Raw genomic sequence first — 289 nt, forward strand, 5'->3', positions numbered from 1 at the left:
GTATAGGACACCGGCAGCAGCACGTCCCCGCGACCATATAACCCCTCGTACCGCTGCTTCAGCTGCGACGCTGTCTCGCGACTATACGCGCCCGACAGGGTGAGACCGACGGGCAGGATCGCGCCGGGCGCCGTACCGATGCTGGCGGCGGCGAGCTGTCCCCAGCTGTCGTCGTAATAGTCGAGCCGGCGGCGGTTCGGGCCTGCCCCGTCCACCGTCGGCGTCTCCACCTTGGTATAGCCGAGCTGGTAGGCGGCGTTCAGGCCGAACGCGCCGACCTGCGTGGTGT

The 289-nt window shown here is 68.5% G+C and carries 1 protein-coding gene; it reads right to left on the minus strand.

Annotated features, from left to right (window positions below; all coding sequences use genetic code 11):
• Window positions 1-289: hypothetical protein (locus AC0IYH_RS30960; protein ID WP_471838011.1), on the minus strand; the 289-nt coding region annotated here is incomplete at both ends.

It is taken from the genome of Pseudomonas sp. AC463, from assembly GCF_979253585.1.